This window comes from Agrobacterium sp. OT33 (assembly GCF_017313365.1).
GTDB classification, from domain to species: Bacteria; Pseudomonadota; Alphaproteobacteria; order Rhizobiales; family Rhizobiaceae; genus Agrobacterium; species Agrobacterium rhizogenes_A.
The window spans coordinates 14,593-38,726 of sequence record NZ_JAFLMZ010000008.1 but is presented as its reverse complement, the minus strand read 5'-3'; the positions used below and the strand labels follow the sequence as shown (position 1 = coordinate 38,726).

Below are 24,134 nucleotides of genomic sequence, written 5' to 3'. Positions count from 1 at the left end.
TGGCTCACATTTGCCGGGGCGTCATGCACTCTCCCTCCGTCATTCCGGCTCAAGGCCGGAATGACGGTGAGAAGAAACGTCGCCGTTTGCTATGATCGACGCCATTCCCGCTCCGTCCACAAGCCTTAGAAGAACGCCTGAATGCCGGTCTGCGCCCGGCCGAGGATCAGCGCGTGGACGTCATGGGTGCCCTCATAGGTGTTGACCGTTTCAAGGTTCTGGGCGTGGCGCATGACGTGATATTCGATCTGGATGCCGTTGCCGCCATGCATGTCGCGGGCCTGACGGGCGATGTCCAGCGCCTTGCCGCAATTGTTGCGCTTGACGATGGAAATCATTTCCGGCGCCATTTTATGCTCGTCCATCAGCCGGCCGACGCGCAGCGATGCCTGAAGGCCAAGCGCGATTTCCGTCTGCATGTCGGCAAGCTTCTTCTGGTAAAGCTGCGTGCCGGCGAGCGGTTTGCCGAACTGCTTGCGGTCGAGGCCATATTGCCGGGCGCGGAACCAGCAATCTTCAGCGGCGCCCAGCACACCCCAGGAAATGCCGTAGCGGGCGCGGTTGAGGCAGCCGAACGGGCCTTTGAGGCCGGAAACATTCGGCAGCAGCGCGTCTTCGCCGACTTCGACACCATCCATGACGATTTCGCCTGTGATGGAGGCGCGCAGCGAAAGCTTGCCGCCGATCTTCGGGGCGGAGAGACCCTTCATGCCCTTTTCCAGCACGAAGCCCCTGATCTGGTTGTCATGCGCTTCCGATTTCGCCCAGACGACGAAGACATCGGCGATCGGCGCGTTGGAAATCCACATTTTCGAACCGCGCAGGCGATAACCGCCTTCGATCTTTTCCGCGCGGGTCTTCATGCCGCCGGGGTCGGAGCCGGCATCCGGCTCGGTAAGGCCGAAACAGCCGATCAGCTCGCCGGAAACGAGGCCGGGCAGGTATTTCTTCTTCTGCTCGTCCGAGCCGTAAGCGAAGATCGGGTGAATGACGAGCGAGGACTGCACGCTCATCATCGAGCGGTAACCGCTGTCGATCCGCTCCACCTCGCGGGCGACGAGACCATAGGCGACATAACTGGCATTGGCCGCGCCATATTCTTCCGGCAGGGTAACGCCGAGCAGGCCGGTGCGGCCCATCAGGCGGAACAGTTCCGGTTCGGTGGTCTCGGAAAGATAGGCTTCCTGAATGCGTGGCAGCAGTTCGGATTTGCCGAAGGCTTCGGCGCTGTCGCGGATCATCCGCTCGTCGTCGGTCAGTTGGTCTTCCAGCAGAAAAGGGTCCTGCCAATTGAATGCTGCGCGTTCGCTCACGTTTTCGCCTCCGGATTTGCTGGCCGGATTATTCGTATTCGAGCCGGATGGCACAAGCCATGTTTACTCATTTTTGCATTACATATAGTAATGGCTCATGACGTCTCTCAGCCGCAAACTCCTGCCCTCCACCAGCGCGCTCGCCGCCTTCGATTCCGTGGCGCGGCTCGGCAGTTTTTCCGCTGCCGCCGATGAGCTGGCGCTGACGCAGGGGGCGATCAGCCGGCAGGTTATGTCACTGGAAGAACAGCTTGGCGTGCGCCTCTTCGAGCGCGGTGCGCGCGGCGTGGCGCTGACGGCCGAAGGGCGGGTCTATGCGAAATCCATTGCTGCAGCCCTTGGCGAGATACGCTCCGCGTCCCTGCAGATCATGACCAAAACGCATGGCAATACGCTGAACCTCGCCATGCTGCCCACCTTCGGCACCCGCTGGCTTCTGCCGCGTATCCCGGATTTCGTGGCGAGCCACCCCGAAATCACCATCAATTTCGCCACCCGCATCGGCCAGTTCGACTTTGAGCGCGAGCAGCTGGATATGGCGATCCATATCGGCCAGGCCGACTGGCCGGGGGCGGAAAGCACATTCCTGATGCATGAAATGGTCGCGCCGGTGTGCAGCCCGCAATTCCTCAGCGCTCATCCCGTGGAAAAGGGAGAGGACATCGCCGCCCTGCCATTGCTCCACATGGCCTCGCGGCCGGGAGCGTGGGGCCACTGGTTCGAAAGCCTCGGCCTCTCGCTCGCCCTGCCGCAGGGCATGCGCTTCGAGCAGTTCTCCAGCGTGGCGCAGGCCTGCATCGCCGGGCTTGGCGTGGCGCTGATGCCGCTTTTCCTGATCGACAACGAGCTGAAATCGAAGCAACTGGTGAAAGCCTTCGATCATCAGGCCAAAAGCCCCAGTTCCTATTATGCCGTGGCGCCGCTTTCACGCGCCAACCATGTGCCGGTCGTGCTGTTTCGTGACTGGCTGGTGCGGCAGGTTGAGGCCTACAGGGCAGCCAACGCGCCAGCTGCGTAAAAATAATCGCTCGTTTTTCGGGCATTTAACGTTTGTGCCCAGCTTTTCGCCCCTTTTGCCACTCTCAGGACTCGACAGGGCGACCTAGCTCGATTATCGTGATTAAACGTTTAATCAGCCCTTCCGGACCATCATGGCGTCGTCACGGCCTGCCACCAATCTGAGCGCGATCGCAGCGGCACTCGGCGTGTCGGCGGCAACCGTGTCCAATGCGCTCTCCGGCAAGGGCCGTGTTTCGCCTGAGCTGGTGGAGCGCATCCGCAAGACGGCGAGCGAACTGGGTTATGTGCCGAGTTCGGCGGGCAGGGCGCTGCGCACCGGCAGGACCGGTGTTCTGGGGCTGGTTCTCCCCGATATCGCCAATCCGCTTTTCCCGCAGATCGCGCAGGCCATTGAAAAGGCGGCGGTCACCGCCGGTTACGGCGTGCTGATTGCCGACTCCCGCGGTGAGATCGCCATGCAGACGGACGCCATCAACCGGCTGATCGAGCGTGGCGTGGACGGCATGGTGATTGTTCCCCGGCGCGGCACCCGCATTTCCGATGTCGATTGTCCCGTCGCGGTGATCGACAGCCCCTCGACACCGGGCAATACTGTTGCCGCCGACCACTGGGACGGCGGCCGGCAGGTCGGCGAATATCTGGCGGGGCTTGGCCATCGCAAGGTGGTGCTGGTGGGCAAGAACCGCGATTCCAACGTTCAGAACGACCGTCTTGGCGGCATTCGCGATGGTCTCGGCAAGGCGTGCCTGACACAGACGGTGTGGATAGATGGCATTGAAAAGGCAGGTGGCGCGGGCTGCCGGCTTGGTCTTGCAGAGAAGGTTGCCGAAGGTTTCACCGCCTTTGCGGCCGTTTCCGACCTGCATGCGCTGCGCGTGCTCACCGAATTGCAGCGCGAGGGCATCGAGGTGCCGGAAGAGGCGAGCGTCACCGGTTTTGACGATCTCATCTTTTCCGCCGTGGTTACCCCGCCGCTGACGACCATGCGCATGGATATGGGCCGTATCGCCGATCTCGCGGTCGGCGCGCTGCTGCGCGCGATCGATGGCGCGGGCGAAAATGGCGTCGCCATCGACGTGACGGCGGATATTTCGAAAGTACCGATGGCGCTGATCATGCGCGGCTCCACCGGCAAGGCAAAGCATGATGCGATTGAAGCCAAAAACACGACAGCAGGAGAACTCACACCATGAAAAAGATCATTTTTGCATCGGGCACCGCCCTGATGCTGACGATGGGAGCGGCGCAGGCCCAGGACAAGACGCTGACGATTTCCGTCTACGCCTTCGCGCAGGATGAATTCAAGGAACTGGTCTATACGCCCTTTGAGCAGAAATGCGGCTGCAAGCTGGTGGTCGAGACCGGCAACAGCGTCGAGCGTCTGGCCAAGATGGAGGCCAACAAGGCCAATCCGGTGGTCGATCTCGCCATCGTCTCCATGGCCGATGCGCTTTCCGCCACCCGCAAGGATCTGATCCAGAAGATCGATGCTTCCAAGGTTCCGAATATCGAAAAGCTCTATGACATCGCCAAGGATCCGAATGGCGACGGCATGAGCGTCGGCGTCAATTTCTACGCCACGTCGATCGTTTACCGCACCGACAAGATGAAGATCGACAGCTGGGCAGATCTTTTGAAGGACGGCATTGTCGACCACGTCGCCTTCCCGAATGTCACCACCAATCAGGGCCCGCCGGCGCTTTATATGCTCGGCAAGGCCATCGGCAAGGACACGCCTGATCTTTCCGGCGCCATCGAGGCCGTGGGCGAAAAGAAGGACGATATCGTCACCTTCTACGTCAAATCCTCGCAGCTGGTGCAGCTCATGCAGCAGGAAGAAATCTGGGCGGCGCCGATTGGCCGCTTCTCCTGGGCGCCTTTCACCAAGCTTGACCTGCCGCTCGCCTGGGCAACGCCCAAGGAAGGCCAGACCGGCGGCATGAACGTGCTCGTGGTGCCGAAGGGCACCAAGAACGAGGATCTTGCGCTGCAATTCATGGATTTCTGGCTATCGACCGACGTCCAGAAGGCGCTGGCCGAAAAGCTGGTGGACAGCCCGACCAACAGCCAGGTCAAGGTATCCGACGAGGTGGCGAACAACATCACCTATGGTGATGAAACCGCCCGCAGCCTGCAGCTCATTCCATCCGACGTGACGCTCGATAATCGCGACAAGTGGCTGTCGGAGTGGAATTCCAAGGTCGGCCAGTAAGTCCTTCACCCTTTGGAATGGGGCATTGAACGTCCGTCAGGGCAGCTCCATTCCCGGAAAAGCGGTTCGGTCGTCCCCTGACCGCTTTTCCACCTTCCAATTTCGCAGGCCGGTGCATCCGGCTGCCTTAACAACCGGCCCTCAGGCCGCTCAGGGAATAAACCCATGTTTCAGAACCGGGCCGAAGCGCTGGCGCTTGCCTTGCCCGCCGCGATTTTTGCGGCGGCGGTCTTTCTTGTGCCGGTCTTCATGCTTCTGTCGGAGGGCTTTCGCACCACTGACGGCTGGACATTGTCCGCCTATGCCGATTTCTTCTCCGATCCGCTGAACCAGACGGTTTTCCTGCGCACGCTGAAGCTTGGCGCGCTCGTCACCGTCGTTTCGGCGGTGGTCGGCTATGCGGCGGCTTTCGCCATCGTCAACCTGTCGCCGGGCAAGAAGGGCCATGTGGTCAATCTCGTCGTGCTGCCGCTGATGATTTCGCCGGTCGCGAGAACCTATGCCTGGATCGTCATTCTCGGCAGAACCGGCATCATCAATCAGGCGCTGCAGGCGGTGGGCCTCAGCGACGCGCCGATCCGCATCCTGTTTTCCGAAACGGCCGTTTTCATCGGCCTTCTGCAACTGTTCCTGCCGCTGATGATCATCTCCCTCATCAGCGCGCTGGAAAACATGCCGAAGGATACGATCGCGGCTGCCCGCGTGCTCGGCGCAAGCTGGCTGCAGGTGTTCTGGAAAGTCATCCTGCCGCTCACCAAGGAAGGGCTGGTCGTCGGCGGCACGCTGGTCTTCACCGGTTCGCTGACGGCCTATATCACGCCGGCCATCCTCGGCGGTTCCAAGGTGCTGATGCTGGAAACCCTGCTTTACCAGCAGGTCACGGTTTCCAACAATTTCGTCGCCGCCAGCGTCATCGCCTTCATCCTGATCGTCATGAGCTTTGCCGCCAATATCCTGCTGAAGCGCATCGCCACCGCAAGGAACAAGAAATGACCCGGCAGCTCTTCATTCCGCTCACGCTTCTCCTCGTTGTCGGTTTCCTCATCGGGCCGTTCCTCATCATTGTTGCGGCCTCGTTTTCGGCCGGCGATACGCTCGCCTTTCCGCCGCAGGGCTTTTCGCTGAAATGGATCGCCAAGGTCTTCACCGTGGAAAGTTTTCGCGAGAGCTTTGCCATGTCGATGTTCCTTGCCATCGGCGGCACGTTCACGGCGCTCATCCTCGGCATTCCGGCTTCCTACGCCATGTCGCGCTACAAGCTGCCCTTTGCCGAAACGGTGCGGACCATCGTTTCCGCGCCCATCATCGTGCCCGGCATCATCGTCGGTCTGGCGCTGCTGCGTTACTTCGTGGTGCCGTTCGGCATCGGTATCACGCTTGCCCTGTTTCTTGCCCACACCGCGCTCATCCTGCCCTATGCGGTGCGGGTGGTGTCGGCCAGCCTCAACAATCTGCGCTCGGATATTGAGGAGGCTGCGGTGCTGCTCGGTTCGTCGCGGGTGGGGGCGTTTTTCCGGGTGGTGCTGCCGAATATTCGCGGCGGCATTCTCTCTGCCTTCATTCTCGGTTTCGTGACGAGCTTTAACCAGGTGCCGGTATCGCTGTTCCTGTCCGGTCCCGGCGTGCGCACGCTGCCCATCGACATGCTGGGTTATATGGAAATCGTTTTCGATCCTTCCGTGGCCGCACTTTCCTCGCTGCTCGCCTTCCTTTCCATCGGCATCGTCTTCATGGCCGAACGTTTTCTGGGGTTCTCCCGTTATGTCTGACGCAAATTACCTTTCGCTCAAAAAAGTCTCGCTCGCCTATGGCGGCAATGTTGCCGTCAAGGACCTCGATCTCGATATCCGCAAGGGAGAGCTGCTCGCGCTTCTCGGGCCTTCCGGCTGCGGCAAGACCACGACGATGCGCGCCATTGCCGGGCTGATGCCGGTGGCGGGTGGAAGCATCGATCTCGATGGCGCAGACATTACCCGGGTGGCCGCCAACAAGCGCGCCGTCGGGCTGGTGTTCCAGTCCTACGCGCTCTTCCCGCATCTGACGGTTTACGAAAACGTCGCCTTCGGCCTGAAACTCAAGGGCATGAGCGGCAAGCCGCTGGAGGACAAGGTCGCCTCCGGCCTGAAGTCTGTCGGATTGTCGAACTTCGCCTCGCGCAAGCCGGCGGAACTATCAGGCGGCCAGCAGCAGCGCGTGGCCCTGGCGCGTTCCATGGTCATGGAGCCCAAAGTGCTGCTGCTCGATGAGCCGCTTTCCAATCTCGATGCCCGCCTGCGCCTTGAAATGCGCACCGAATTGCAGCGCGTGCAGAAGGAAACCGGCGTGACGATGATCTTCGTCACCCACGACCAGATCGAGGCGCTCGCGCTCGCCGACCGCATTGTCGTCATGAAGGGCGGCAAGATTGAACAGATCGGCACGCCGGAGGAGATCTACAACGCGCCGGTTTCGTCCTTCGTGGCGGATTTCGTCGGCTTTGAAAACATCTTCGCGCTGGAAGGCGGCGCGTTGAAAACCGCAAACGGCACAACACCGCTTCCCGGACCAGTCCTTTCAGCATCCGGACTGGCCTGGCGGCCGCGCATGGTCACCCTCGGTTCAGGTCCTTTCCAGGGAACCGTGCGCGGCACCTCCTTTGCCGGCAACAGCCGCGAATATCTGCTGGATACGCCGCTTGGCCCCATCAAGGCGGAAACGGACGCCGCCCTGACCTCCCACGCGATCGGCGATACGCTTGCCTTTGATCTGCCGGTCGAAAAGGCGGCGAGCCTCAAGGTGTTCAACTGACCATGGGCGTGTGGATCGATACCGATATGGGCTTTGACGATATCGCCGCCATCATGGTGGTGCAATCGGCAGGCCTTGCCATCGACGGCATCTCGCTGGTCTTCGGCAATGCAACGCTTCAGGCGGTTTGCCGCAATGCCGCCGGAGCCGTCTCAGCCTTTGGCTGGTCGATGCCGATCCATCAGGGCCGCGCCATGCCGGTGCTCGGCGCGCTCGAAACCGCGCAATGTATTCTGGGCGATAGCGGCATTCCGACCGTTGGCCAAAGCCTGCCGGACGCGCCGGCCTTACCGAAAAGCGATGCCTTTGCCGCGCTCTGCAACTGGCTGGAGGGAGCAGGCGAGAAGCGCATACTCGCGCTTGGACCGCTTACCAATATCGCCGCACTCTGCCTCGCCCGGCCCGATCTTGCCGCAAAAATCTCCGATCTCACCTGGATGGGGGGCGGCGTGACCAGCGGCAACCATACCGCCTCGGCCGAATTCAACGCCTTTGCCGATCCGGAAGCGCTGGCCATCGTGCTTTCCCACGGACTGCCGCTGCGCATGGTCGATCTGGACGCCTGCCGCAAGGTTATGGCCTCGCCGGACGATGTGCTGCCGATCCGTAATGCCGGCGGCAACAATGCCGGGCTGATCGCCGATCTGCTGGAAGGCTTCATCGGCATTGCCACCAGCCGTGGCAGGGCGGCCATGGCGCTTTATGATCCCGTCGCCGCCATTGCCTTCACCTCCGGCCTCATTGGCTGGCGGCAGGCGCGGATTGATGTGGAGCTTCATTCCGCCTTGACCCGGGGCAGAACGGTGGTCGAGCTGCGTGCCGGCAAGGTTGAAGCCTTTAATGCGCATTTTGCCGAAACCGTTGAAGCGGAGGGCGCGAAGGCGGCTGTGCTGGAGGCATTGCGCCAGGAGGCTGCCCGATGAGCGCGAACCCCACGACACGCGAGCCTGCCGATCTCACCGATGATGCGCTGCGCATCCGTGCGGTTGCCGCCGCACGCGGCGATGCGCCTTTTGATGTTCTCGTCACCGGCGGAACGCTGGTCGATGTGGTGACGGGTGAGCTTCGCGCCGCCGATATCGGCATTGTCGGCCCGCTGATCGCCAGTGTGCACGAACCGGCAAGCCGCAGCGACACTGCGCGGACCATCGATGCGGCGGGCGCCTATGTCTCGCCCGGTCTCATCGATACGCACATGCATATCGAAAGTTCGATGGTCACACCGGCCGCCTATGCGGCGGCGGTGGTTGCCCGTGGCGTTACCACCATCGTCTGGGACCCGCATGAATTCGGCAATGTGCATGGTGTCGACGGTGTTCGATGGGCGGCGAAGGCCATCGAGAACCTGCCCCTGCGCGCCATTCTGCTTGCCCCTTCCTGCGTTCCTTCCGCACCGGGGCTGGAGCGCGGCGGGGCGGATTTCGACGCCGCCATTCTTGCCGATCTCCTGTCATGGCCCGAAATCGGCGGCATTGCGGAAATCATGAACATGCGTGGCGTCATCGAGCGCGATCCGCGTATGAGCGGCATCGTGCAGGCCGGGCTTGTCTCGGAAAAGCTGGTCTGTGGCCATGCACGCGGCCTGAAGGATGCCGATCTCAACGCTTTCATGGCGGCGGGCGTCTCTTCCGATCATGAACTGGTCTCGGGCGAAGACCTGATGGCGAAACTGCGGGCAGGAATGACCATCGAACTGCGCGGCTCGCACGATCACCTGCTGCCGGAATTCGTGGAGGCTCTGAACGCGCTCGGCCACCTGCCGCAGACGGTGACGCTGTGCACCGACGATGTGTTCCCTGACGATCTGTTGCAGGGCGGTGGGCTTGACGATGTGGTGCGCCGTCTTGTCCGTTATGGCCTGAAGCCAGAATGGGCGCTGCGCGCGGCAACGCTGAACGCCGCGCAAAGGCTCGGCCGTGCCGATCTCGGCCTCATCGCCGCCGGCCGTCGCGCCGATATTGTCGTCTTCGAGGATTTGAGCGGTTTTGCCGCCCGCCACGTTCTGGCCTCGGGCAGGGTGGTTGCGGAAGGCGGACAAATGCTCGTCGATGTTCCGGCCTGTGATGTGGCGGCGCTCGAAGGCTCGATGAAGCTGCCGCTGCGCGTAGCCGATGATTTCCGGGTTGCCTCCGAAGGCGTGAAGGTGCGCCTCGCCACCATCGACCGCCCGCGCTTCACGCAATGGGGTGAGGCGGAAGCCGAGGTGAAGAACGGTTTTGTCGTTCCGCCCGAAGGCGCGACGATGATTTCCGTCACCCATCGTCACGGCAGGGCCGGGCCGGTCACCAGAACCGGCTTCCTCACTGGCTGGGGAAACTGGAACGGCGCCTTTGCCACCACGGTCTCGCATGACAGTCACAACCTCACCGTTTTCGGCGGCAATGCCGAGGACATGGCACTCGCCGCCAATGCGGTGATCGCCACGGGCGGCGGCATGGCTGTCGCCTCAGAGGGCAAGGTTACCGCGCTGCTCCCGCTGCCGCTCTCCGGCCTTGTATCCGATGCGCCGCTTGAAGATGTCGCACGGGCTTTCGAGGAATTGCGCGAAGCCGTCGGCAAGGTGGTGGAATGGCAGCCGCCCTATCTCGTCTTCAAGGCCTGTTTCGGCGCCACGCTCGCCTGCAATATCGGCCCCCACCAGACGGATATGGGTATCGCCGACGTTCTGACGGGCAGGGTGATGGAAAGCCCGGTGATCGCCGTTCTCAAATAGCGGGCGGCCTGCCTCTCCGCGTCGCGGTTACTCGCCCTGCGGTAATGGCAGGCCTTGTGTTTCACGCGCGGCAGTGCGGGCTGCGACCACGAAGTTCTTCACCACGGGGGATGTCGTTCCGCGCCGGTAGGCGAGCGATATGGAAAGCCGTGGCGGCGGGCCGCTGGAGGGCAGCAGGACGATATTCTGCATTTTCACCTGCGCCACGGATTCCGGAACGAGGGAGACGCCGAGTTCGGCCGCGACCAGCGACAGGATGGAGACGATATGGGGTGCGGCCGGCCCCAGGCGGGGTGTGAAGCCGGCATCCTCGCAGGCCTTTATCGATGCATCGTGAAGGCTGGTCCCGATGCTGCGCGGGGTGAGGATAAACGGGTCGTCACGCAATTCCGGAAGGTCGATCATGGTGCCGCGCCGGGCGAGGGGATGCGACACAGGCAGCGCCACCAGAAGCGGTTCGTCGGCAAGCACTTCCTCGTATAGCGCCTCGGGATCGGACTGGGACGGTCGCAGAAGCGCCACGTCCAGCCGGTCTTCGAGCAGGGCCGGCGTCAGCAACAGGGCGTTTGCCTCCATCACCTGAAGCTCGACGTCGGGATATTTGTTTCTGTAGGCGCGTATGCATGCCGGGACGAGAGGGTTGAGCGCCGCCGTGCCGGTAACGCCTATTCTCAATATGCCGGTCTCGCCGGCCGCTGCCCTTCGCGCAAGCCTGACGCCTTCGCTCACCTGATGCGGAATATGGCTGACGGCGGTGCGAAAAGCCTGCCCCGCCGATGTCAGCTCCGCCCCATGTGCGAGACGCCGGAACAGCCGCACGCCGATTTCCTGCTCCAGAAGTTTTATCTGCTGGCTTAGCGGCGGCTGGGCGATGCCGAGCTGCTCCGCTGCCCGTGTGAAGCTGCCCTCACTGGCGATGGCCAGAAAATAACGGATGTGCCGCAGTTCCATGATATTAGATCCAGATATAACATTCGCGCATTCCATATATTAGAATGAAAGTCAGGGCTGCGCTATAGCTGGTGGCGAAAAGGACAAGCCGATGCGCCAGCTCAACAGACAGGATTTCACGCCACCGATCGTCATGACGGCGGACCCGCCTGACGTGCTCTGGATCAGACATGGAAGCCGCCAGTTTCGCAGGGCGAGTGCCGCGCTTTTTCTCGCCGGCTTTGCCAGCTTCTCGTTGATCTACTGCGTTCAGCCGCTTCTGCCGGAATTCCCGGCGGAATTCGGCATCAACCCTGCGACCGCGTCGCTCGCCCTGTCCCTGACGACGGGCACGCTTGCTTTCGCCATCCTTCTCAGCGGCGCTTTTGCGCAGCTTTTCACCCGCAGAAACCTGATGTTCGTGTCGATGATGATGGCCGCCATCGCCAATATCATTGCGGCGAGCACGCAGGGCTGGTTGTGGCTTCTTGCCGCCAGGGCGCTGGAAGGCTTCGTTCTCGGTGGCGTTCCGGCCGTCGCCATGGCCTATCTCGCAGAGGAGATCGAACCTTCCAGCCTCGGCAAGGCGATGGGGCTTTATGTCGGCGGAACGGCCTTCGGTTCCATGGCCGGGCGCGTCGGCATGGGGCTGGTTTCGGCTTACACCTCGTGGCAGGTGGCGATGTATGCGCTGGGTGCGGTCTGTGTTGTCGCAGCCATCGGCTTTCTCCTGCTGCTTCCGCCGTCACGCAACTTCCGGCCGCAGCATATGCCGGTGAAAACCCATTTGGGAATATGGGCGCAACATCTCAAGAACCCTGAGCTGCGGCGGTTCTATTTCGTCGGCGCGATGTTGACGAGCGTGTTCACCACCGTCTTCAACTATTGCGCCTTCCGTCTGGTGGCGCCGCCCTACGAGCTGGGCCGGACCGCTGTCAGCATGATTTTCCTTACCTTCGCCCTGGGGATCGTCGCATCCTCCTATGGCGGGGCGCTGGTCGACCGTTTCAGCCGGCGGATCATGCTGACCGTTGCCTTTTCGACAATTCTTGCCGGCATCCTGCTGACATTTGCGTCCAGCGTCATTCTCATCGTGGTTGGAATTGCGGCAATCACGGTCGGATTTTTTATTGGCCATTCGGCGGCAAGCAGCGGTGTCGGCGCCCATGCAGGTGCTGCCAAAAGCCACGCTTCCGCCCTCTACCTGCTGTTTTATTATTGTGGGGCAAGCATCACCGGCTGGGCCGGCGGCTGGTTCTGGATCCATGCCGGCTGGCCGGGCATCATGGCCATCACGGCCAGCTGCGCGTTTGCCGGCATCGTCGCCAGCCTTTATCGCTCTGGCGCACGGCCGGTCCGGACCGATTGAAGGCCAGGCGCGTTTAACCCATACGGTCGAGCGGGGCGTTACTCCGCCGCCAGCTCCTGCTCCACCAGCGTGCTCCAGAAAGCGACGCCCGGCACGATGGCCGCGTCGTTGAAGTCATAGGAGGTGTTGTGGTGCAGCGCGCCATCCACCGCCGGGCCGTTGCCGAGCCAGACATAGCAGCCGGGGGCTTCGCCCGCGAAGAAGGCGAAGTCGTCGCCGGCGGTCGAGGGCGGGAAGGTGGTGCGGGTTTTGTTGCCGAACACCGTTTTTGCGGCCCTCAGCGCCCGTTTTGTCGCCTCCGCTTCGTTGATGACGGGCGGAATGCGGCGGATGAATTCATAATCCGCCTCGATGCCGAACATCGCCGCCGTGCCCTTTGCCAGCCTGCCGATTTCGGCTTCCAGCTGGTCGCGCACATCGGGCGCATAGGCACGCGCCGTGCCGCCGATTTCGACGAGATCGGGAATGACGTTGAGCGCCTTCGGATCGCCCGCTTGCACTGAACAGGCGCTGACCACGGCGGGCTGCAGCGGATCGACCACGCGGCCGACGATGGTTTGCAGCGAAGCAAGGAAGGTGCCCGCCGCCGTCACCGGATCGCGGCCGAGATGCGGTTTGGCGCCATGGGTGCCGATGCCCCTGAAGGTGACGCGCCAGCTGTCGGACGAGGCGAGCTGCGGGCCTTCGACCACGGCCATTTCATCGATACCAAGCCCCGGCATATTGTGCAGCCCATAGACCGCATCGCAGGGGAACAGGTCGAACAGCCCGTCTTCCACCATCTTTTTCGCGCCGCCGCGGCCTTCTTCGGCCGGCTGGAAAATGAAATGCACGGTGCCGGAAAAATCGCGGGTCTTTGCGAGATAACGTGCGGCACCCAGCAACATGGCGGTGTGGCCATCATGGCCGCAGGCATGCATCTTGCCCGGAAATTTCGATTTATAGGGCCGGTCGGGAACCTCAGGCATGGCAAGCGCATCCATGTCGGCACGCAGGCCAATGCTGCGGGTGCCGTTGCCCACCTGCAGCGTGGCGACCACGCCGGTGCCGCCGAGACCGCGATGCACCTTCAGTCCCGCCCTTTCGAGGAGATCGGCGACGATGGCGCTGGTTCTTTCCTCTTCAAAGCCCAGTTCGGGATGCGCGTGCAGGTCGTGGCGAAGCTCCGTCAGGAATGGCAGGTCCTCACCGATCCGGTCCAGCAGTCTCATGGGCAGCTTGTCCTTGAATATGGGAAAAACCCGCGTCATAGGTGGGTTCATCCGAATGCCTGTTGCTTTTTTCTCTTCTAGAGCATTTCCAGCAAAAGTGTGTAGCGGTTTTGCGTTCGGAAATGCGTAAAACAAAGAGCTAGGATATTTCCGTGTTTCGGAGAAAACGGAAATATCCTAACGGAAAAAGCCAATGAAATGAACCCGCAGCGTCTCTGTGGTTGCTGAAATGACAAATCTGCCGAACGGGATTGGCGCGGCCGAAAACCGCCTCCGCCTAGCACCATCCCGGTTCTGAAAGGAAAAACCGATGCCATCACCCGCGTCGCCTGCCACCCCGTCTCCCGCCGCGCCGCACGAGTTCTGGCAGGAGATACATCCGCCCCGCACCTTTGAAACGGCAGGCCCGCATTCCACCTTCTTTCCGGCGGCACTGGATGACGGCCGGCAGATATGCCTGCCGATAAGGCCGCTGGCGGATGGCGAACATGCGCTGGCCTCGCTCATCGTCAATCAGGCCTCTTTTGAGGTGCTCGAGGCGCTGGCGGCCGATCTTGCCGCAAAGCTTCTTCCCTTCAAACCGGATGTCGTCATCGGCCTGCCGACGCTGGGGCTGACGCTTGCCGCCGCCGTTGCCCGGCATCTCGGCCATTCCCGTTACGTGCCGCTCGGCACCTCGCGCAAATTCTGGTATCTGGAGGAATTGTCGGTGCCGATGTCCTCCATCACCACGAGGCAGGAAAAACGGCTTTATATCGATCCGCGCATGCTGCCGCTCATCGAGGGCAGGCGCGTAGCGCTGGTGGATGATGTGATCTCCAGCGGCAGTTCCATCATATCGGGTCTTTCGCTGCTCGCCGCCTCCGGCATTCGGCCCGCCGTCATCGGTGCGGCCATGCTGCAATCGGATCGCTGGCGGGAAAAAATCGCCGCTTTCGGGCCGGAATGGCCGGAGCGGGTGAGGGGCGTTTTTTCAACGCCGCTGCTCACGAAAACGGAAGGCGGCTGGCGCGCTTGACGTTGCGCAAGTTCCGGCAAAAGGCAAGTGGTGATAATTTCACCGCTGCCTAATTTGTGTCTTGCGAAGCTCGGAGAGATCGTCCTAAGATCGTCTTCGACAGACAATAGCGGTCGGTGAATAATACGCCGGTTTGCTTGCGCGCGGTGTCATTCCGGCGTCTGCCTACCCCCGTTTGTTCTTTCCGATGACTGGAATTTCTTCCCATGCATGCAGTATTCGACGGTCATAATGATGTGCTGCTTCGGTTGTGGCGCAACAGCAAGGCCGGTGCCGATCCGGTTGCGGAATTCAAAAACGGCACGCGCGAAGGCCATATTGACGGGCCACGGGCCAGGGCCGGCGGTCTCGGCGGCGGCATCTGCGCCATCTACATTCCATCAGGCGATCTGATCCTGCAGGAGCCGGATGCGAACGGCCATTACGATACGCCGCTCGCGGCTCCGCTTGAGCGTCAACCCTCACTCGACATCGCCATGGAAAAAGCCGCGATCGCGCTCAGGCTCGATCGCGCCGGCGCATGGCGGCTGTGCCGTTCCACAGCCGATATCCGCAAGGCCTTCGCCGAGGATATTTTCGCCGCCGTGCTGCATATGGAAGGCTGCGAGGCGATCGGCGCCGATCTCGACGCGCTGGAGGTGTTTCACGCCGCCGGCCTGCGCTCGCTTGGCCCGGTCTGGAGCCGGCACAATATCTTCGGCCACGGCGTTCCCTTTTCCTATCCGATGTCGCCCGACACCGCGCCCGGTCTGACCGATGCCGGTTTCGCGCTGGTGAAGGAGTGCAACCGGCTCGGCATCCTCATCGATCTCGCGCATATAACCGAAAAAGGCTTCTGGGATGTGGCGAAGACCACCAACCAGCCGCTGATCGCCAGCCATTCCAACGCGCATGCGCTTACCCCCGTTGCCCGCAATCTCACCGACCGGCAGATGGATGCCATCAAGGAAAGCGGCGGGCTGGTGGGCCTCAACTATGCCGTGACCATGCTCAGGTCCGATGCGCGTGACATTGCCGATACGCCGCTTTCCGACATGGTGCGCCATATCGACTACATGGTGGAGCGTATGGGCATCGATTGCGTGGCGCTTGGATCGGATTTCGATGGCGCGACGGTACCCGTCGGCATCGCCGATGCCAGCGGCAACCACAATCTGGTTGCGGCGCTGAAATCGGCGGGCTACGGTGATGGAGAACTTGCTAAAATATGCCGGGAAAACTGGCTGCGCGTTTTGTCCGAGGCCTGGCACGAGGCGGCCTGAAGACGGCTAATCACGAGTGAAATCAATCTTATAACAAAAGGGGAGATCCTATGATCAAATCGCTCAACAAATCCATGCGTATCCTCAGCACCAGCGCCGCCTTGTCGCTGATGATGCTGTCGGCGCCGCACGCTTTCGCTGCCACCCCGGCCGATACGCTGGTCGAAGGTTTCGCCATCGATGACATCATCACGCTCGATCCGGGCGAGGCTTTCGAGCTGTCTGCCGCCGAAGTTACCGGCAATACCTATAGCAAGCTCGTCTCCATCGATCTCAACGACACTTCCAAGGTGACCGGTGATCTGGCGGAGAGCTGGACGACCTCCGAGGATGGCCTGACCTATACGTTCAAGCTGAAATCCGGTCTTAAATTCGCCTCCGGCAACCCGGTCACGGCTGAAGACGTGGCCTTCTCCTTCGAGCGGGCGGTGAAGCTCGACAAGTCGCCGGCATTCCTGCTGACGCAGTTCGGCCTCAGCGGTGACAACGTCAACGAAAAGGCCAAGGCTGCCGACGAACACACCTTCGTGCTGACGGTCGACAAGCCCTATGCGCCGAGCTTCGTGCTGAACGTGCTCACCGCCACCGTTGCTTCGGTGGTCGACAAGAAGCTCATCACCGAAAAGGCGAAGTCGGTCACGCCGAGCGCCGATTACAAATACGACACGGATTTCGGCAACGAGTTCCTGAAGACCGGTTATGCCGGTTCCGGCCCCTACAAGATTCTTGGCTGGAAGGCCAACGAGGCCGTCATCCTCGAAGCCAATCCGAATTATTACGGTGAGAAGCCGAAGCTGAAGCGCGTCGTCTATCGCCACATGAAGGAAAGCTCCGGCCAGCGCCTGGCGCTTGAAAACGGCGATATCGATGTTGCCCGTAACCTCGAGCCGGGTGACATGGAAGCCGTTTCCAAGAAGGAAGGCCTTGCCGTCACCTCCGCGCCCAAGGGCACGGTCTATTACTTCAGCCTCAACCAGAAGAACGAGAACCTGAAGAAGCCAGAGGTCATCGAGGCGTTCAAATATTTGGTCGACTATGACGCCATCGGCGCGACGATCATCAAGGGTATCGGCGAAATCCACCAGACCTTCCTGCCGAAGGGCCAGCTCGGCGCGCTTGACGAGAACCCCTACAAGCTCGACGTCGCCAAGGCGAAGGAGCTTCTCGAAAAGGCCGGACTGAAGGACGGCTTCACCGTGACCATGGATGTGCGCAACACCCAGCCGGTGACCGGCATTGCCGAAAGCGTGCAGCAGACGCTGGCGCAGGCCGGCATCAAGCTGGAAATCATTCCGGGTGACGGCAAGCAGACGCTGACCAAATACCGCGCCCGCACCCATGATATCTACATCGGTCAGTGGGGTTCGGACTATTTCGACCCGAACTCGAATGCGGAAACCTTCACCATCAACTACGACAATTCCGATGAGGGCAAGAACAAGACGCTCGCATGGCGCAATGCCTGGGACGTTCCTGATCTGACCAAGGAAACCCAGTCGGCACTTTTGGAGAAGGACAACGCCAAGCGTGCCGCCATCTATGAAAACCTGCAGAAGGAAGTTCTGGCAAAGGGTCCCTTCGTCATCATCTTCCAGCAGACCGAAGTGGCCGGATATTCCGCCAAGCTGAAGGGCCTGAAGCTCGGCCCGAGCTTCGACACCAACTACGTCTACACCATCTCCAAGGAATGATCCGGAAGGATCGGTCTCTTGAGCATGGTTGAAGCAAACAGCAGGGCGAGGCACGGCAAACGCCGTGCCAATGCCCGCGTGAAAGCCGTTCTCGGCTTCGCCGTCACCGTCATCACCACCTTTCTGGGGCTGATGGCGGTCACATTTTTCATTGGCCGCGTCGTGCCGATCGATCCCGCACTGGCGATCGTCGGTGACCGTGCGCCCGCACATGTGGTCGAGCGGGTGCGTGAGCAGCTCGGCCTCAACCTGCCGCTATGGCAGCAGTTTTTCCTTTATCTGAAACAGGCGCTTTCGGGCGATTTCGGCACCTCCGTCCTCACCACCAATCCTGTCATGGAGGACATCAAGCGGGTGTTTCCGGCAACGATCGAGCTTGCCACGATCGGCACGGTCATCGGCGCCGTCTTCGGCATTCCGCTCGGCGTGCTTGCCGCCGTCAAGCGCGGCAGCATCGCCGACCAGATCGTGCGCGTCATCGGCCTCATCGGCTATTCCGTGCCGATCTTCTGGCTCGGCCTGCTCGCGCTGCTCGTCTTTTACGCTCGGCTGCAATGGGTCGCTTATCCCGGCCGCATGGATATCGTCTATGAATTCACTTTCACGCCGGTCACGGGTTTCTTCCTGATCGATGCGATCTGGCAGCGGCAATGGGACGTGTTGTGGGATCTCTTCCGCCACATCATCCTGCCCGCCTCTCTGCTCGGTTATTTTTCGCTGGCCTATATCAGCCGCATGACGCGCTCCTTCATGCTGAACGAGCTCGCCCAGGAATATATCGTCGCGGCCCGCGCCAAGGGGCTTTCGGAAACCCGCATCATCTGGTTCCACGCGCTGCGTAATGCCGCCGTGCCGCTGGTGACCGTGATTGCGCTCTCCTATGCCGGTCTGCTCGAAGGTTCGGTGTTGACCGAAACCATCTTCGCCTGGCCGGGGCTCGGCCTCTACATCACCAATTCCCTGCAGAATGCGGATATGAATGCCGTTCTCGGCGGCACGATCGTGATCGGCGCCATTTTCGTCGGCATCAATCTCTTCTCCGATCTGCTTTACCGGACGCTCGATCCAAGGACGCGCAGCCGATGACGATTTCGACAGATACGATCAAACCCTATAGCCGCGAATGGCTGCTCTCCGACCGACCGGCCTCGCGCAAGCAGGCACGGCTTGGCCGCGCTTATGTCATCTGGCGGCGGTTTTCGGAAAACCGGCTGGCGCTGCTTGGGCTGGCCATCATCATCGCGCTGCTGTTCGTTGCGCTGTTTGCCGATGTGCTGGCCCCGCATAACCCTGTGCAGGGCGACCTGCGCAATGCGCGGCTTTTGCCGCCCGGCACGGAAGGTTACCTGCTCGGCACTGACGATCAGGGCCGCGATATTCTCTCGCGCCTCATCCACGGTTCGCGGCTGACGCTGTTCGTGGTGCTTTTGGTCGCCATCATCGCAGCGCCCGTCGGCCTCATCGTCGGCACGGTTTCCGGTTATGCCGGCGGCTGGGTGGATGCGGTCCTGATGCGGATCACCGATATCTTCCTTGCCTTTCCGAAGCTCGTTCTGGCGCTGGCGCTGGTCGCAGCACTCGGGCCGGGCATCGAGAATGCGGTGCTCGCCATCGCGCTCACCTCATGGCCGCCCTATGCGCGCATCGCCCGCGCCGAAACCATGACCTTCCGCAATTCCGATTTCATCGCTGCGGTCAAGCTCATGGGCGCGTCGCCCTTCCGCATCGTCTTGAAACACGTCATGCCGCTCTGCCTGTCGTCGCTCATCGTGCGTGTGACGCTGGATATGGCGGGCATCATCCTCACCGCTGCCGGTCTCGGTTTCCTCGGTCTTGGCGCCCAACCGCCGCTGCCGGAATGGGGGGCGATGATCGCGTCGGGCCGCCGCTTCATCCTCGATCAATGGTGGGTTGCGGCCATGCCGGGCGTGGCGATCCTCATCGTCAGCCTCGGTTTCAACCTGCTGGGCGACGGTCTGCGCGATGCGCTGGACCCCAAGGAGGCGGGCCAATGAGTGTGCCGCTTCTGACCGTTCAGAATCTCCGCGTGTCTTTCCCCACCCGCACCGGGCTGGTGGAGGCGGTGCGCGGCGTTTCGTTCACGCTTGGGCGCGAACGCCTCGGTATCGTTGGTGAATCCGGCTCAGGCAAGTCGCAGACGGGCCGCGCCATCATGGGGCTGACCCCGAAAAGCGCACGCATCGAGGCGGATGCGCTGCGCTTCGGTGATATCGATCTGCTCAAGGCGTCTGCAAAGGAACGGCGGATCATGCGCGGCAAGCGCATGGCCATGATCCTGCAGGACCCGAAATATTCGCTGAACCCGGTGATGACCATCGGCCGCCAGATCATGGAAACCTTGCGGACCCACGAAAAGATCGGCAGCGGCGAGGCGCGCCAGCGCACGCTAGTGATGCTTGAGGCCGTGCAGATCCGCGACCCGGAACGCGTGTTCGATCTTTACCCGCACGAGGTGTCCGGCGGCATGGGCCAGCGCGTCATGATTGCCATGATGCTGGTCTGCGGCCCGGAGTTGCTGATCGCCGACGAACCGACTTCGGCGCTCGACGTGACGGTTCAGCTGGAAGTACTCGATATTCTCGACAAGCTGGTGCGCGACCGTGGCATGGGGCTGATCTTCGTCAGTCACGATCTCAGGCTCGTCTCCTCCTTCTGCGACCGTGTTCTTGTCATGTATGCCGGCAAGGTGGTGGAGGAGCTGTCTTCCGCCAATCTGAAGGAAGCCAAACACCCCTATACGCAGGGCCTGCTGAACTGCCTGCCGGAAATCGGTGGCCACCGGCATCCGCTGCCGGTTCTGGAACGCAAGCCGGAGTGGCGCGCATGAGTTCAGTTCTTTCCGTCCGCGACATGGTGGTGGATTTCGACGGTTACATCGCGCTCGACAGCGTCAGCATCGATGTGGCCGAGGGCGAATCTTTCGGTATTGTCGGCGAGTCCGGTTCCGGCAAATCGACGCTGCTGCGCGCCATTGCCGGCCTCAACCATTTCGATGAAGGCTCCTTGACGGTGGCCGGACGCTCCTATGCCGGCAAGCGCCGGGACAAGAGCTTCTATAGCGACGTGCAGATGGTGTTTCAGGACCCCTATGGTTCCCTTCACCCGCGCCAGACGGTGGATGCGCTGCTGCTTGAGCCGCTGGTCATCCACGGTCTCGACAATCGCGAGCAGCGCATTGCCCGGGCGCTGGACGAGGTGGGCCTCGGTTCCGGCTTCCGCTTCCGCTATTCGCACCAGCTTTCCGGTGGCCAGCGCCAGCGCATCGCCATTGCGCGTGCGCTGATCGTCGAGCCGAAAATCCTGCTGCTGGACGAACCGACCTCGGCGCTTGACGCCTCTATTCAGGCCGAAATCCTCAACCTTCTGGAACAGGCCCGCAAGGACCGTAACCTTACCTTCGTCATGGTCAGCCACGATCTCGGCGTCATCAGCCATATGTGTGATCGGCTCGCGGTGATGAAAAGCGGCAAGGTGGTGGAAATGCTGGAGGCGGAAGCGCTGGAAAGCCGCGAGTTCAGCGCGGATTATACAAGGCAGCTGCTGGTGGCGAGCGAGGGTTTCAAACGCGCTTGAGGAGTGCGACGCTGCCGCCCGTTTTTTCTCCCCGGTGGGAGAAGATGCCCCGAACGGGGCGGATGAGGGGACAAGCTCTCCGCATCTCTCCACCGTCGCCCCCTCATCCGTCGCTGCGCGCCACCTTCTCCCCGGCGGGGAGAAGAAACAAGCGGCGAGCTTTGCTTTCACAAGCGATCTTTCCGGGTGAAGTATTCTCTCGCGCCGCCACGATGATATGCTGGCCCGCCACACCGGCCCACCCGAACAAGGTCTCCACCCCATGCAACTGCGCGCATTGATGTATTTCGACGAACTGGTCCGCACCAATTCCATGCGCGCCGCGGCGGAAAACCTGAATGTGGCGCCAACGGCGGTCAGCCGGCAGATCGAAAATCTCGAATATTATTTCGGCTCGCCACTGGTGGAGCGATCCAGCCGTGGCGTGAAGTTGACGGCGGCAGGTGAACTGCTCGCTGCCCGCGCCGGCAAGACGCTGCGCGAACTCGACCATGTTCACCAGCTGATCGATGACCTGAAAGGGCTGCAGCGCGGCCGCGTCACGGTCTATGCCAATGGCGCGACGGTGGCCAACCTTCTGGCGCCGGTGCTGGCGCAGTTCAGCCTGAAATACCCAAAACTGCGTTTCGAGGTGCATATTACCAGCGCCCGGCAGGCGATGGAGGCATTGGGCGCGGCGGAGGCCGATCTGGTCGTCAGCCTGTTCGCGCCGAAGCTTTCGGGTGTGAAGGTGCGTTCGCGCACCCGCATCAGCTATGATGTCATCTTCCCGGCCGGTCACGCGCTCGCCGCCCAACCGGAAGTCTCTCTGAAGGAACTGGCCGGGCTGCCGCTTGCCCTGCCGGACAAGAGTTTTGCCGCGCGGCAGGCATTCGACACGCTGTTTGCCGATGCCGGCATCGAGCTTGATCCCGTCTTCATCACCAGCTCTCTGGAAATGCTGAAGGAGCTGGTGCTGGGCCATGCCGCCGCCACGCTGTTGCCGGCGCTTTCGGTGGCGCGGGAAATCCGCAGCGGCCAGATGGTCGCCGTTCCGCTGGCCGGCAAGAAGGGTATCCACACCCAGATCGATCTCTGTGTTGCCCCGGATCGGCAATTGTCCTTCGCTGCTTCAAAGCTTGCCGATTTCATCGAGCGCTTCATGCGCGAGGCGACGGCGGGGTAAGCGAGACGGCTGGCGATCTGCCCGGAAGGTTGATTTCCATCTGCATTTCCGTGTAGCCATTTCAGCTACACGGAGCACACAAAAATCGAGATTGTGTGTGCGCCTGCAACATGACACTCTTTTTGCAACGGGTGGTCTTCGGAAGGGCAAAAATGCCCCGGCCGCCAGACAGGGGACTAAGGATGCCACGCACTTATCTTTCGCAGGCGGCAACGCTTTCGCGCCGCACCGCGCTGACCCTCGCATTGGGCACGGCGCTCTGGCTGCCGCTTTCGGCAACGGTTGCCGAGGCCGCGCCGAAAAACGCGCTGACGCTTGGCATGGCCGTTGAGCCGGCCGGTCTCGATCCGACCATTGCCGCTCCCGTCGCCATCGGCCAGGTAACCTGGCAGAATGTCTTTGAAGGCCTGGTGACGATCGACCGCGACGGCAAGGTGAAGCCGCAGCTTGCCGAAAGCTGGGAAATTGCGCCTGACGGCAAGACCTACACATTCAAGCTGCGCAAGGGCGTCACCTTCCACGATGGCGAGGCTTTCGATTCCGCCGTGGCCAAATTTTCGCTGGATCGGGCGCGCGGTGAAAGCTCGGTCAATCCGCAGAAACGTTTCTTCGCCGCCATCGACAGTATCGAGACGCCGGATGCCGCAACGCTGGTGCTGAAGCTGAAGCAGCCGGCCGGCAGCCTTCTTTACTGGCTCGGCTGGCCTGCCTCCGTGATGGTGGCGCCGAAAAGCGCTGAGGGTAACCGTACCACGCCTGTGGGCACCGGCCCGTTCAAATTCGTGAACTGGGCCAAGGGCGACAAGGTGGAACTGGAAAAGAACACCGCCTATTGGGACAAGGCCGTGGCGGTGAAACTCGACAGGGCGACCTTCCGCTTCGTGTCCGATCCGCAGGCGCAGGCGGCGGCCCTGAAATCCGGCGATATCGATGCCTTCCCGGAATTCGGCGCGCCGGAACTGATGACCTCCTTCGATGGCGACAAGCGCCTCGGCACCTTCGTCGGCAATACCGAGCTGAAGGTCGTGGCCGGCATGAACAATGCCCGCAAACCCTTTGACGACAAGCGCGTGCGACAGGCGCTGATGATGGCGGTGGATCGTGGCACTGTCATCGAAGGTGCATGGTCCGGCTTCGGCACGGCCATCGGCAGCCATTACACCCCGAATGACCGCGGTTACATCGATACGACAGGGGTGCACCCTTACGATGTCGACAAGGCGAGGGCGCTGCTTGCCGAAGCGGGTTATGCTGATGGTTTCAGCTTCACCATCAAGGCGCCGCAGATGGCCTATGCCCAGCGCACCTCGCAGATCCTGCAGGCGATGCTGGCAGAAATCGGTGTGACGATGACCATCGAGACCACCGAATTTCCGGCCAAATGGGTGGCGGATGTTCTGAAGGGTGCGGATTACGACATGACCATCGTCGCCCATGCCGAGCCGATGGATATCGATATCTATTCGCGCGATCCCTATTATTTCAACTACAGGAACCCGACCTTCAATGAGGTCATCGCCAGCGTCGAAAAGACGGCGGATGCCGGGGAGCAGGAAAAGCTTTATGGTGACGCCCAGAAAATCCTCGCCGAAGATGTGCCGGCTCTCTTTCTGTTCGTGATGCCGAAGCTTGGCGTCTGGGACAGGAAGGTGAAGGGGCTGTGGGAAAACGAGCCCATTCCCTCGAATGTGCTGACAGATGTGCATTGGGAAGAGTGACGTTTGTCGATAGCCGTTTCTTCCGTCATGCAGGATCAGGTCCGGCATCCAGCCAGCCCAAGCCCTTGGGCTGAAAGGGTTCTCTCCGCCGCGCAGACGCGCGTCGGCTGGATTCCGGCTCAGGGCCGGAA

21 protein-coding genes are annotated in these 24,134 nt (G+C 61.6%); 18 read left to right on the top strand and 3 right to left on the bottom strand.

Going from position 1 to position 24,134, the window contains the following annotated elements; all coding sequences use genetic code 11:
- Positions 1 to 125: 125 nt before the first annotated feature.
- On the bottom strand, positions 126 to 1,313 hold the full coding sequence (locus tag JZX88_RS18765) for an acyl-CoA dehydrogenase (RefSeq protein WP_065117937.1): 1,188 nt from the start codon (positions 1,311 to 1,313) through the stop codon (positions 126 to 128).
- A gap of 97 nt (positions 1,314 to 1,410) precedes the next feature.
- On the opposite strand from JZX88_RS18765, the gene JZX88_RS18760 reads away from it, so the two are divergent.
- The 8 genes from JZX88_RS18760 to JZX88_RS18725 all read left to right on the top strand — a co-directional run bounded on the left by JZX88_RS18760 (position 1,411) and on the right by JZX88_RS18725 (position 10,045).
- Positions 1,411 to 2,331, top strand: coding sequence for a LysR family transcriptional regulator (locus tag JZX88_RS18760; RefSeq protein ID WP_174033240.1), 921 nt, complete (start codon positions 1,411 to 1,413; stop codon positions 2,329 to 2,331).
- A 133-nt stretch (positions 2,332 to 2,464) separates the two neighbouring features.
- Complete coding sequence (locus JZX88_RS18755; protein ID WP_206914406.1) at positions 2,465 to 3,526, top strand: LacI family DNA-binding transcriptional regulator; 1,062 nt, start codon at positions 2,465 to 2,467, stop codon at positions 3,524 to 3,526.
- Positions 3,523 to 4,545: an ABC transporter substrate-binding protein gene (locus JZX88_RS18750; protein WP_065117732.1), complete on the top strand. Its 1,023-nt coding sequence runs from the start codon at positions 3,523 to 3,525 to the stop codon at positions 4,543 to 4,545. The genes JZX88_RS18755 and JZX88_RS18750 overlap by 4 nt, the downstream gene beginning before the upstream one ends.
- Before the next feature lie 165 nt (positions 4,546 to 4,710).
- Positions 4,711 to 5,538 carry an ABC transporter permease gene (locus JZX88_RS18745; protein ID WP_206914405.1) on the top strand — a complete coding sequence of 276 codons (828 nt, stop codon included), beginning with the start codon at positions 4,711 to 4,713 and terminating at the stop codon, positions 5,536 to 5,538.
- Positions 5,535 to 6,314, top strand: coding sequence for an ABC transporter permease (locus tag JZX88_RS18740; protein ID WP_125146475.1), 780 nt, complete (start codon positions 5,535 to 5,537; stop codon positions 6,312 to 6,314). The genes JZX88_RS18745 and JZX88_RS18740 overlap by 4 nt, the downstream gene beginning before the upstream one ends.
- A complete protein-coding gene (locus tag JZX88_RS18735) occupies positions 6,307 to 7,332 on the top strand; it encodes an ABC transporter ATP-binding protein (protein ID WP_206914404.1) in 1,026 nt (341 codons plus the stop codon). Before JZX88_RS18740 ends, JZX88_RS18735 begins: the two co-directional genes overlap by 8 nt.
- A gap of 2 nt (positions 7,333 to 7,334) precedes the next feature.
- The gene (locus tag JZX88_RS18730) at positions 7,335 to 8,255 is read left to right on the top strand and encodes a nucleoside hydrolase (protein ID WP_206914403.1); all 921 of its coding nucleotides are present in this window, start codon (positions 7,335 to 7,337) and stop codon (positions 8,253 to 8,255) included.
- Positions 8,252 to 10,045 (top strand): adenine deaminase, encoded by a 1,794-nt coding sequence (locus JZX88_RS18725; protein WP_206914402.1) that lies wholly within the window; start codon positions 8,252 to 8,254, stop codon positions 10,043 to 10,045. The genes JZX88_RS18730 and JZX88_RS18725 overlap by 4 nt, the downstream gene beginning before the upstream one ends.
- A 27-nt stretch (positions 10,046 to 10,072) precedes the next feature.
- On the opposite strand, the gene JZX88_RS18720 is transcribed toward JZX88_RS18725, so the two are convergent.
- Positions 10,073 to 10,996 (bottom strand): LysR family transcriptional regulator, encoded by a 924-nt coding sequence (locus tag JZX88_RS18720; protein WP_206914401.1) that lies wholly within the window; start codon positions 10,994 to 10,996, stop codon positions 10,073 to 10,075.
- Positions 10,997 to 11,087: 91 nt separating this feature from the next.
- Here JZX88_RS18720 and JZX88_RS18715 point away from each other — a divergent pair, with 91 nt between their 5' ends.
- Positions 11,088 to 12,344, top strand: a complete 1,257-nt coding sequence (locus JZX88_RS18715; RefSeq protein ID WP_065117725.1) for an MFS transporter — start codon at positions 11,088 to 11,090, stop codon at positions 12,342 to 12,344.
- A gap of 38 nt (positions 12,345 to 12,382) precedes the next feature.
- On the opposite strand, the gene JZX88_RS18710 is transcribed toward JZX88_RS18715, so the two are convergent.
- Positions 12,383 to 13,555: a M20 aminoacylase family protein gene (locus tag JZX88_RS18710; RefSeq protein WP_174033259.1), complete on the bottom strand. Its 1,173-nt coding sequence runs from the start codon at positions 13,553 to 13,555 to the stop codon at positions 12,383 to 12,385.
- Between the two features lie 310 nt (positions 13,556 to 13,865).
- Here JZX88_RS18710 and JZX88_RS18705 point away from each other — a divergent pair, with 310 nt between their 5' ends.
- From JZX88_RS18705 to JZX88_RS18665, 9 genes are all read left to right on the top strand, one after another.
- Positions 13,866 to 14,573: a phosphoribosyltransferase gene (locus tag JZX88_RS18705; RefSeq protein ID WP_206914400.1), complete on the top strand. Its 708-nt coding sequence runs from the start codon at positions 13,866 to 13,868 to the stop codon at positions 14,571 to 14,573.
- A 206-nt stretch (positions 14,574 to 14,779) separates the two neighbouring features.
- A complete protein-coding gene (locus JZX88_RS18700) occupies positions 14,780 to 15,835 on the top strand; it encodes a dipeptidase (protein ID WP_065117723.1) in 1,056 nt (351 codons plus the stop codon).
- 50 nt (positions 15,836 to 15,885) lie between these two features.
- Positions 15,886 to 17,526, top strand: a complete 1,641-nt coding sequence (locus JZX88_RS18695; RefSeq protein WP_065117722.1) for an ABC transporter substrate-binding protein — start codon at positions 15,886 to 15,888, stop codon at positions 17,524 to 17,526.
- A gap of 18 nt (positions 17,527 to 17,544) precedes the next feature.
- Complete coding sequence (locus JZX88_RS18690; RefSeq protein WP_065117721.1) at positions 17,545 to 18,612, top strand: ABC transporter permease; 1,068 nt, start codon at positions 17,545 to 17,547, stop codon at positions 18,610 to 18,612.
- Positions 18,609 to 19,541, top strand: coding sequence for an ABC transporter permease (locus tag JZX88_RS18685; RefSeq protein ID WP_110758399.1), 933 nt, complete (start codon positions 18,609 to 18,611; stop codon positions 19,539 to 19,541). The genes JZX88_RS18690 and JZX88_RS18685 overlap by 4 nt, the downstream gene beginning before the upstream one ends.
- Positions 19,538 to 20,374: an ABC transporter ATP-binding protein gene (locus JZX88_RS18680; protein ID WP_206914399.1), complete on the top strand. Its 837-nt coding sequence runs from the start codon at positions 19,538 to 19,540 to the stop codon at positions 20,372 to 20,374. Before JZX88_RS18685 ends, JZX88_RS18680 begins: the two co-directional genes overlap by 4 nt.
- Positions 20,371 to 21,120 carry an ABC transporter ATP-binding protein gene (locus JZX88_RS18675; RefSeq protein ID WP_065117718.1) on the top strand — a complete coding sequence of 250 codons (750 nt, stop codon included), beginning with the start codon at positions 20,371 to 20,373 and terminating at the stop codon, positions 21,118 to 21,120. Before JZX88_RS18680 ends, JZX88_RS18675 begins: the two co-directional genes overlap by 4 nt.
- 262 nt (positions 21,121 to 21,382) lie before the next feature.
- Positions 21,383 to 22,285, top strand: coding sequence for a LysR substrate-binding domain-containing protein (locus JZX88_RS18670; protein WP_065117717.1), 903 nt, complete (start codon positions 21,383 to 21,385; stop codon positions 22,283 to 22,285).
- A 182-nt stretch (positions 22,286 to 22,467) separates the two neighbouring features.
- Complete coding sequence (locus JZX88_RS18665) at positions 22,468 to 24,003, top strand: ABC transporter substrate-binding protein (protein WP_206914398.1); 1,536 nt, start codon at positions 22,468 to 22,470, stop codon at positions 24,001 to 24,003.
- The last annotated feature ends 131 nt before the right edge of the window (positions 24,004 to 24,134 follow it).

Bases quoted from the DNA above. Each gene is read 5' to 3' on its own strand.
- JZX88_RS18760 (WP_174033240.1), top strand. From the start codon at position 1,411: ATGACGTCTCTCAGCCGCAAACTCCTGCCCTCCACCAGCGCGCTCGCC.
- JZX88_RS18755 (WP_206914406.1), top strand. From the start codon at position 2,465: ATGGCGTCGTCACGGCCTGCCACCAATCTGAGCGCGATCGCAGCGGCA.
- JZX88_RS18750 (WP_065117732.1), top strand. From the start codon at position 3,523: ATGAAAAAGATCATTTTTGCATCGGGCACCGCCCTGATGCTGACGATG.
- JZX88_RS18745 (WP_206914405.1), top strand. From the start codon at position 4,711: ATGTTTCAGAACCGGGCCGAAGCGCTGGCGCTTGCCTTGCCCGCCGCG.
- JZX88_RS18740 (WP_125146475.1), top strand. From the start codon at position 5,535: ATGACCCGGCAGCTCTTCATTCCGCTCACGCTTCTCCTCGTTGTCGGT.
- JZX88_RS18735 (WP_206914404.1), top strand. From the start codon at position 6,307: ATGTCTGACGCAAATTACCTTTCGCTCAAAAAAGTCTCGCTCGCCTAT.
- JZX88_RS18730 (WP_206914403.1), top strand. From the start codon at position 7,335: ATGGGCGTGTGGATCGATACCGATATGGGCTTTGACGATATCGCCGCC.
- JZX88_RS18725 (WP_206914402.1), top strand. From the start codon at position 8,252: ATGAGCGCGAACCCCACGACACGCGAGCCTGCCGATCTCACCGATGAT.
- JZX88_RS18720 (WP_206914401.1), bottom strand. From the start codon at position 10,996: ATGGAACTGCGGCACATCCGTTATTTTCTGGCCATCGCCAGTGAGGGC.
- JZX88_RS18715 (WP_065117725.1), top strand. From the start codon at position 11,088: ATGCGCCAGCTCAACAGACAGGATTTCACGCCACCGATCGTCATGACG.
- JZX88_RS18710 (WP_174033259.1), bottom strand. From the start codon at position 13,555: ATGAGACTGCTGGACCGGATCGGTGAGGACCTGCCATTCCTGACGGAG.
- JZX88_RS18705 (WP_206914400.1), top strand. From the start codon at position 13,866: ATGCCATCACCCGCGTCGCCTGCCACCCCGTCTCCCGCCGCGCCGCAC.
- JZX88_RS18700 (WP_065117723.1), top strand. From the start codon at position 14,780: ATGCATGCAGTATTCGACGGTCATAATGATGTGCTGCTTCGGTTGTGG.
- JZX88_RS18695 (WP_065117722.1), top strand. From the start codon at position 15,886: ATGATCAAATCGCTCAACAAATCCATGCGTATCCTCAGCACCAGCGCC.
- JZX88_RS18685 (WP_110758399.1), top strand. From the start codon at position 18,609: ATGACGATTTCGACAGATACGATCAAACCCTATAGCCGCGAATGGCTG.
- JZX88_RS18680 (WP_206914399.1), top strand. From the start codon at position 19,538: ATGAGTGTGCCGCTTCTGACCGTTCAGAATCTCCGCGTGTCTTTCCCC.
- JZX88_RS18675 (WP_065117718.1), top strand. From the start codon at position 20,371: ATGAGTTCAGTTCTTTCCGTCCGCGACATGGTGGTGGATTTCGACGGT.
- JZX88_RS18670 (WP_065117717.1), top strand. From the start codon at position 21,383: ATGCAACTGCGCGCATTGATGTATTTCGACGAACTGGTCCGCACCAAT.
- JZX88_RS18665 (WP_206914398.1), top strand. From the start codon at position 22,468: ATGCCACGCACTTATCTTTCGCAGGCGGCAACGCTTTCGCGCCGCACC.